Annotated in this window: 10 protein-coding genes; 5 read left to right on the top strand and 5 right to left on the bottom strand. The window is 66.0% G+C overall.

Annotated features, from left to right (window positions below; all coding sequences use genetic code 11):
• From H5T65_04915 to H5T65_04895, 5 genes are all read left to right on the top strand, one after another.
• Positions 1-190: 50S ribosomal protein L9 (locus tag H5T65_04915; protein ID MBC7258565.1), on the top strand; the 190-nt coding region annotated here is incomplete at its 5' end.
• Between the two features lie 12 nt (positions 191-202).
• Positions 203-979 (top strand): respiratory nitrate reductase subunit gamma, encoded by a 777-nt coding sequence (locus tag H5T65_04910; protein ID MBC7258564.1) that lies wholly within the window; start codon positions 203-205, stop codon positions 977-979.
• On the top strand, positions 976-2,190 hold the full coding sequence (locus H5T65_04905; protein MBC7258563.1) for a (Fe-S)-binding protein: 1,215 nt from the start codon (positions 976-978) through the stop codon (positions 2,188-2,190). The genes H5T65_04910 and H5T65_04905 overlap by 4 nt, the downstream gene beginning before the upstream one ends.
• A gap of 31 nt (positions 2,191-2,221) precedes the next feature.
• On the top strand, positions 2,222-2,650 hold the full coding sequence (locus tag H5T65_04900; protein MBC7258562.1) for a glycine cleavage system protein H: 429 nt from the start codon (positions 2,222-2,224) through the stop codon (positions 2,648-2,650).
• A 238-nt stretch (positions 2,651-2,888) separates the two neighbouring features.
• The gene (locus H5T65_04895; protein MBC7258561.1) at positions 2,889-3,848 is read left to right on the top strand and encodes a lipoate--protein ligase family protein; all 960 of its coding nucleotides are present in this window, start codon (positions 2,889-2,891) and stop codon (positions 3,846-3,848) included.
• Positions 3,849-3,949: 101 nt separating this feature from the next.
• Here the strand turns inward: H5T65_04895 and H5T65_04890 are convergent, their stop codons facing one another.
• The 5 genes from H5T65_04890 to H5T65_04870 form a co-directional block, all read right to left on the bottom strand.
• Positions 3,950-4,840 (bottom strand): ParB/RepB/Spo0J family partition protein, encoded by an 891-nt coding sequence (locus tag H5T65_04890; GenBank protein ID MBC7258560.1) that lies wholly within the window; start codon positions 4,838-4,840, stop codon positions 3,950-3,952.
• A gap of 18 nt (positions 4,841-4,858) precedes the next feature.
• Complete coding sequence (locus tag H5T65_04885) at positions 4,859-5,623, bottom strand: ParA family protein (protein MBC7258559.1); 765 nt, start codon at positions 5,621-5,623, stop codon at positions 4,859-4,861.
• A 64-nt stretch (positions 5,624-5,687) separates the two neighbouring features.
• Positions 5,688-6,530, bottom strand: coding sequence for a ribokinase (locus H5T65_04880; protein MBC7258558.1), 843 nt, complete (start codon positions 6,528-6,530; stop codon positions 5,688-5,690).
• Positions 6,527-7,240, bottom strand: a complete 714-nt coding sequence (locus tag H5T65_04875) for a protein jag (GenBank protein ID MBC7258557.1) — start codon at positions 7,238-7,240, stop codon at positions 6,527-6,529. Before H5T65_04875 ends, H5T65_04880 begins: the two co-directional genes overlap by 4 nt.
• Positions 7,218-8,087 carry a YidC/Oxa1 family membrane protein insertase gene (locus tag H5T65_04870; GenBank protein ID MBC7258556.1) on the bottom strand — a complete coding sequence of 290 codons (870 nt, stop codon included), beginning with the start codon at positions 8,085-8,087 and terminating at the stop codon, positions 7,218-7,220. The genes H5T65_04875 and H5T65_04870 overlap by 23 nt, the downstream gene beginning before the upstream one ends.
• Between the last annotated feature and the right edge of the window lie 22 nt (positions 8,088-8,109).

Here is an 8,109-nt window from a genome sequence, read left to right as displayed (position 1 = left end):
CAAACTCTACGGCTCCGTAACCGCGGCCCATATCGCCGAAGCCCTCTCGGCCAAGATGGGCATGGAGTTTGACAAGCGCAAGATTGACCTGGAGGAATCGCTCAAAGAACTGGGCGAGCACCAGGTGCGCATCAAACTCTCGCCGATGGTATCAGCCTCCATTCGGGTCGTGATAGAACCCGAGGAATAGACGCGCGGCCGAATGGATCGCCTGACGATCTTCTGGATCCTGATAGCCGCCACCGTGGCGCTGTTCCTGTGGGGGCTGGCCGCCAACGTGTCCATCTATCGGGCTGGGCGGAGGCGCACGCCCGCCGAAGCCTCGCCCGATGGCCTGGGCGCTCGGCGTGTCCTGGGCGCGCTCCTCGCCGACGGGCTGTTCCACCGCGCCCTGCTTCGCGAGAGCAAGTGGCGATGGGCCGCGCACACCCTGTTCTCCATCGGCTTCCTGCTCCTGTTCGCCTTGAGCATGTTCACAGGGTTCTTTGAGGAAATCCTGCATCGGGGATTCGGGGTGGCGACGCCGTTCGTACTGGCGGTGGTGGACAAGGACACGCCCATCATGGCGCTGCTCAACGAGATTTTGGGGCTGCCGCTCATCGTCGGTCTGGTCGCGATCCTGGTACGACGGTACGCGCTGCGCCCCGCGCAGTTGCGGACGGAAGCCGACGACACGTGGGTGCTGGCCCTGCTGGGCGTCGGCTTGCTGACGGGCTACCCCCTGGAGGCGGTGCGGTTCCTGGCCGAGGGGACGGCGCCCGCAGCGGGGAGCCTCTCGTTTATCGGCTACCCGCTCGCCCAGGCGCTGCGCCCCTTGGCGCTCCCGTGGGAGGCGTGGCACTTCGCCCTGTTCTTCGTGCACGTCCTGCCGTTCATGGCGCTCCTGGTGTACATGCCCTACAGCAAGTTCTTCCACGTCCTCGTCGGGCCGATAGTGGCAACGGTCAACGCGCTTCGGCGCGGGGAGGCTGCGCGATGACCCGACTGGACCTCTCGCGCTTCGGCGCTTGGCAGTGGATTCAGATGGACGCCTGCACCCGCTGCGGCGAGTGCGTGAAGTGGTGCCCGACGTTCACCGAGGCCCAGCGCGACGAGATCACGCCGCTGTACAAGTTGACGCGGTTCCGCTCCTACGCCAAGGGCCTGCGCGGCGGGCTTCTGGCCCGCCTGTTTGGGCACCGCCCCCCGACGGATTCGGATATCCGCCTGTTCGCGCGGGGCGCATACGACTGCACCCTGTGCGCGCGGTGCATGGCGGTCTGCCCCATCCACATTGACACGCGCGACATCTGGATCGCCATGCGCGAGGAGATGGTTGCCCAGGGCGCGCACCCGACGCTGTTTGACACCCTGCGGGCCACGCTCGGCGAGAAATACAACATCCTCGGCGAGGACAACGCCCAGCGCATGGTCTGGAGCGAGAACCTGGACACGCCCCTGGGCGACATTGTGGGCCGTCGCGACGCCGACGTGGTGTACTTCGTCGGGTGCGTGTCGTCGTTCTACCCCGCCGTGTACGGCGTGCCGCAGGCGTTCACCGGCATCCTCGCGCGCACGGGCACGCGGTTCGCCGTGCTGGGCGGCGACGAGTGGTGCTGCGGCTTCCCGCTGCACATCGCGGGCATGGGCGACGCGGCCCTGGAATTGGCGCGGCACAACATCCAGGCCGTCCAGACCACAGGGGCGAAGCGCCTGGTTACCACGTGCCCGTCGTGCTACCACACGTGGAGGCACGAATACCCGCGCTGGCTGGGCCGGCCGCTGGGGTTTGAGGTGGTGCACGCCACGGAGATGCTGGACGAGTGGGCGACCAGCGGCGCGCTGGCACTGAAGGGACTGGACGCGAAGGTTACCTATCACGACCCGTGCGATTTGGGGCGCACCAGCGGCATCTACGAGGCCCCGCGCCGCGCGATGCGTGCGATTCCAGGCGTCGCGCTGGTGGAGATGCAGGATCATCATGAGCGCGCGCTGTGCTGTGGCGGGGGCGGCGACGCCGAGATGGCCAACGCCGAACTCACCGCTGCGGTGGCCAAACGGCGACTCGCCCAGGCCCAGGCCACAGGCGCGGAGTACCTCGTCTCCGCGTGCCAGCAGTGCAAGCGGACGCTCGCCGCCGCTGCCCGACGCGAGAAGGTGCGAATGCGCATCCTGGACGTTACCGAACTCATCTGGCAGGCGATGCAGTAGGCCCCACACGGGCAGAGAAGGAGGATTCACCGTGAAGATCGGCAAGTACGAATTCCCCGAAGACCGCTACTACGACCGCGATCACAACTGGGCGATGGTGCAGGAGGACGGGCTGGTGGTGCAGGGCCTGTCAGACTTTGCACAGGACATCGCAGGCGAGATTCTGTACACCGAACCCCCGCGCCAGGGCCGCGACTTGGAACAGGGCAAGCCCTTCATGTCCATGGAGTCGGGCAAGTGGGTGGGCCGCATCAAGGCCGTGGTCAGCGGCAAGGTGGCCGAGGCCAACGCCGAACTGGAATGGGAAAGCAACCTCATCAACAGAGACCCCTACGGCAAAGGGTGGCTGGTGAAGATTCGCCCGTCCAACCTGGAGGCCGAACTGGCCAACCTGATGAAGCCGACTTCGCCCGAATTCGCCGACTTCATGCGGGCCGAGATGGCCAAGTACGGGAAGTAGAGGGCATTGGCCTTGGGCTTCTGGCCTCTAGCATTTGGCCGTTAGCCGTTGGCCGTTGGCCTTTCGCCTTTGGCTTTGGGCGGCACGCATCGCCTCGCAGGCTAGGGGCTAAAGGCCATCGGCCCTTATCCGCGGGAATCTGTAGGAGGCAGACGTGCATGTATATGACCTGGGCGTAGTGCCCTGGCCCCACCCCCACCACTGCACCCCCGCGCGCCGGGGGGGGGGGGGGGGGGGCGTGATCCTGCTTGCGCCCGCCACGCCCTACGTGTGCATCGGCTATCACCAGGACGCGGCGCAGGAAGTGGATTTGGACTTCTGCCGCGAGCGCGGAATCCCCGTGTTTCGGCGCGAGGTGGGCGGCGGCGCGGTGTACTTGGACGGCGACCAACTGTTCTACCAAATCGTGGTGCCCGCCGCGCATCCAGCCGCGCAGGGGGATAAGGAAGCCATCTACCGCCGCCTGTTGGCGCCCGTGGTGCGCACCTATCAGGCCATCGGCATCCCCGCCGAGTACAAGCCCGTGAACGACATCATCGTGGGCGGGCGCAAGATTTCGGGCAACGGCGCGGCGGAAATCGCCGGCTCCACCGTGCTGGTGGGCAACCTGATCCTGGACTTCAACCACGAGATGATGGCCCGCGTGCTCCGAGTCCCCGACGAGAAGTTCCGCGACAAAGTGTTCAAGACGCTCAAGGACAATCTGACCACCATCCGGCGGGAACTGGGGCATGTGCCTCCCGTGGAAGAACTGAAGGCCATCCTGATCCGCGAGTTGGAATCGGCGCTCGGCCCGCTTGAACCGGCGGCATTGCCGGCCGAGGTGTACCGCATGGCCGATGAACTGGCCCCCCGAATGACCAGCGCCGAGTGGCTCGCGGGGCGTGCGCGGCGGGGCGGCGGCCGCGACGTGAAAATCCAGGCGGGCGTCCATGTCGTGCAGCGCGCCTACAAGGCACGCGGCGGCCTCATCCGCGCCGTGATGGTCGTGCGCGACGGTCGGATCGCGGAACTGGAACTTTCGGGCGATTTCTTCTTCTATCCGGCCGAGAGCCTGGCCGACCTGGAGCAGGCGCTGGTGGGCGTATCTCCGGAGCACGTGGAGGCGGCTGTAGCCGAGTTCTACGCCACCCGCGCGATCCAATCGCCGGGCCTGGCCCCCGCCGACTTCGCGGAAGCCCTGAAACCTGCTGTGTGAGGCGCTTTTCCCACACGGAGACACCGAGGCACGAAGGTTTTTCTTTGTGCCTTTGTGTGGAATATTCTCCTCGTGTGAGGCGCTATGCTCGCGCGGGCCTGCTAGAATTCGCGCAGCAGGATGTTGCAGATGGACTCCAACTCCTCTTCGGAGTAGAAGTGGATCACCAGCCTGCCGCCCTTCTTGCCGCGTTCCAACTGCACGCGGGTATTCAGCGCGGCTTCCAGGCGCGACTGCAGCGACTTGACCTCCGGCGAAGGCGGCGGAGGCGGCTCCTTGGCGCGGGGCGGCGACTGGATGCGGCGCACCAGTTCCTCGGCCTGGCGCACGTTCAGCCCGTTGCGCACGATGAGGCGCAACGCCTGCGATTGCAGTTCCTGCGACCCCAGCGCCAGGAGCGCGCGGGCGTGCCCCTCCGTGATCTCGCCCGCCAGGAGCGCGGCCTTCGCGTCGTCGGGGAGACGCAGCAAGCGCAGCGTATTCGTTACGGCCACGCGGCTCTTGCCCACGCGCGCGGCCACCTGCTCCTGGGTCAGGCCGAACTCGTCCACCAGTTGCTGGTACGCCTGCGCTTCCTCCAGCGGGTTCAGGTCGGCGCGCTGGATGTTCTCCACCAGGGCGAGTTCCAACGACTGCTGCGGCGTGGCCTCCTTGACGATCACCGGCACGTGGGTCATCCCCGCCATCTGCGCGGCAAGCCAGCGCCGCTCGCCGGCGATGAGTTGGTAGCGCGGCGCGCCCGGCAGCGAGTCCTCGGCTTCGCTCACCACCAGCGGCTGGATGAGGCCGTGCTCGCGGATGGAATCGGCCAGTTCGCGCAGGGCGTCGGGGTCTTGCTGCTGGCGGGGCTGGCGCGGGTTGGGTGCGATAGCGGAGATGGGGACTTCAGACGGGCCGCCAGCGGGCCGCTCGCCCACGGGCGCCGACGGAATCAGCGCATCCAGCCCTTTACCCAGACCTCGCTTCTCTTTCGCCACGGCATCACCTCCCATTCAACCCAGCATGGGCGACTAGCCGCGCGCCTTCAATTCGCGGGCCAGCGCCTCGTAGGCCAGCGCCCCCGGAGAGCCCGGCGCGTAGGTGAGAATCGGCTCGCCGTAGGAGGGCGCCTCGCCCAGCCGCACGCTTCGCGGGATCACGGTCTGGAACACCAGGTCGCCGAAATGCTTCTGCACCTGTTCCACCACCTGCTGGGCCAGGTTCGTGCGCACGTCAAACATCGTGAGGACCACGCCCGCCACCCGCGTCAGGGGATTCAGGCGATTCCGCACCAGGTCTATGGTGCGCAGGAGTTCGCTCAGCCCCTCCAGGGCCAGGTACTCGCACTGCACGGGGATGATCACGCCGTCGTCGGCGGCCGTGAGCGCGTTGAGCGTGAGCAGTCCCAGACTCGGCGGGGTGTCAATCAGGATGTAGTCGTAGCGGCCGCGGATGGGGTGCAGCGCCTTGCGCAGGAGATATTCCCGGCGCTCCAGGGGCACCATCTCCACCTCGGCCCCGGCCAGCGCCGGCGACGACGGCACCAAATCCAGGCGCAGCAGCCTGGACAGCACGACGATGTCCTCCAGCGGGATGCCGTTCACCAGGCCATCGTACACCGAACGGCGCGTCTTGTACTTGTCCACCCCCAGGCTGCTGGTGGCGTTGGCCTGGGGATCCGCGTCCACCAGCAGGACGCGCTCGCCGGCCTGCGCCAGGAAGGCCCCCACGTTCACGGCCGTCGTCGTCTTGCCGACCCCACCTTTTTGATTCGCCAGGGCATAGATGCGCGTCATGCTCTTTTCGCCGTGCCCTCAAGGATGAAAGGGCGAATGCGGAGCCCGCCCTCCGTCCAGACGACTAGACATCGCCAGACTGCGCGAGATAGTCCACCACCTGCTTTCGGGTAGGGATGCTGTCAACGCCCGGGGCTTCCACGGAAAACGAGGCGACAACGTTCGCGAAACGCGCGGCGACGAAAGGATCGCCCTGCTCGTAGAGCGAGACCAGGTAGGCCGCCGCGTACACATCGCCCGCGCCCGTGGGATCCACTTCGCGCGCGACTCGGGGCGGCAACTGTCGGCACTCGCCGTTGGCGTAGACGGTGGACCCCTTCCACCCGTTGGTTACAACTACGATGCGGGTTAGGCGAATGTACGACTCAACCAGTCGGAGGTCGCCCCCGAGGTCTTCCTCGCTGATGACCAGCACATCCGCACGGGGCAGCAGGAACTCCGCCCGCTCCCAAATCTTCGGCGAGACCTTGCCCGTCCCGTCCCACTGCCGCATCCACCCCTGGGGCGTTACGCCGATGAGGGCGTGCGGGAACAGGTCCACGATGGCCTCGTCCATCTCCTGGGCCAGCGGGCCTAGGTGCACGATGGGAGCAGAACGCCAGGCGTCTGGGACATCGTCGCCCGTGATGGGATCTGCGACGGCCCGCACGTACTGCGTGCGGCGGACCCCGTCGTAGATGTTCTCAAACGTGGTGGTCTGCGCCGACGGGGCCGAGGCGACCCAAATCCCCTTGTCGGTCAGCAGCGAAAAGTCCATGGTGGGATCGGCGCGAGTAACGACCCCCGCCTGGAGGCCCAGATTCTGCACCGTAACCGAGGAATAGGTAACGGTCCCGCCTGGGCGGTAGCCCTGCGGGACGACGTCCTTCGTTACTGCGCCGATGACGAGATAGTCGGGCCTGTTCATTCTTTTGGCAGGATCATGACTTTGCGGCTTTCGCCCTCGCCGATGCTCTGCGTAACCACATGGGGGTGGTCGCGGAGGGCGAGGTGCACGATGCGGCGCTCGGCGGGGGGCATGGCTTCCAGCGCCACGGCCCTGTGGGTCTCCTGGACCCGTTCGGCCATGCGGTGGGCCAGGTTCTGGAGCGCGCGGCCCCGCCGCACGCGGTACTGCTGCACGTCCACGGCGAAGTCGGACCACATCTTGGTCTTGTGGCCCACGATGAGGCGGGTTAGGTACTGCAATGCCGACAGCGTCTCGGCCCTGCGGCCAATCAGGATGCCCAAGTCCTCATCGCTTTCCACATTGAGGACGAAAGGCACGCGGTCCACGCCGGGTAACTCCACGTTCCGCGCCACCTCCACGCGCGCCTTGACGCCCATCAGGCGCAGGAGGGTCTCCAGAGTTTCCTTCGCGGCGGCGACGACCTTCTCGTCCTCGGCAGGCTCGGCGGGGGGAATCTGCGCGGATGGGCCTTCTGCCGTCGCGGGCGGCTGCACGACGCGCACGGCCACCCGCGCGTTTTCGGCGCCGATGCCCAGCAGCCCCCGGCTGCCCTCGGACAACACGGCTATCTCCACCTCATCTCGGGTCTTCCCCAAAGCGGCGAGGGCCTTCTCTACGGCTTCCTCAACCGTCCTGCCGGTGAATTCAACGCTTTCGTTTCCTTGCACGAGTTACCTGTCCTTTCTTCGGTGATGCGGCCGGCCGAGGCGCAGCGGGCGCAGGCTCTGCCTTCGCCGTTTCTTTCGGCTTCTGCGTGGGCTGCGCTTTCGCCGTTTCCTTTGGCTTCTGCGCCGGCTCCGCTTTCTTCTTGGGAGCCAGCCCGCCCCAGCCGGTCATCAGGTACTGTTGCACCATGCTAAAGATGTTCATGGTAACCCAGTAGAGGCTCAACCCCGAAGGCACCTGGATGGCGAAAAACCCGAACATGAGCGGCATGAACATCATGGCCTGATTGATGGACGAGGTCTGCGGGTCGGCGTCCTTCGGCGTCATCATCTTCTGCAGCAGAATCTGCGTGATGACCGTCAGGATGGGCAGCACGATGTAAGCGCCCACGTAGGCCAAATCCCAGTTGGCCGGGTTTTGCAGCAACCAGCCGCTGTTCGTGGGCTCGGCCAGGCTCGGAATCCACAAGAACCCCTCGGCCAGTTTGCCCGACTGGGCCAGTCGGTACAGCGCCTGGTACAGGCCGATCCAGATGGGGAACTGGATCAACGTGGGGAGGCACCCACCCAGGGGGTTGACGCCCGCCTCTTTGTACAATTCCATCTGGCGCTTGGCCAGTTCCTCTTTGTTGTCCTTGTACTTCTTCTGCAGTTCCTGCAGTTTGGGCTGAAGTTCCTGCACCGCCTTGGAGGATTTGATCTGCTTGGCGTTGAGCGGCGCGGTGAGCAACTTGATGAGCAGCGTGAAAATGATGATGGCAAAGCCCAGACTGTACGGGACGCCGATGGCCGCCAGCGCCGAGCCGATGCCCTCCAGGGCCGCCATGATCGGGACTACAATTATATCCATCTACACCACATTCCTCTCTTGA

It is taken from the genome of Chloroflexota bacterium (assembly GCA_014360805.1).
Lineage (GTDB): Bacteria > Chloroflexota > Anaerolineae > DTLA01 > DTLA01 > DTLA01.
This window is presented reverse-complemented; position numbering and strand designations above follow the sequence as displayed.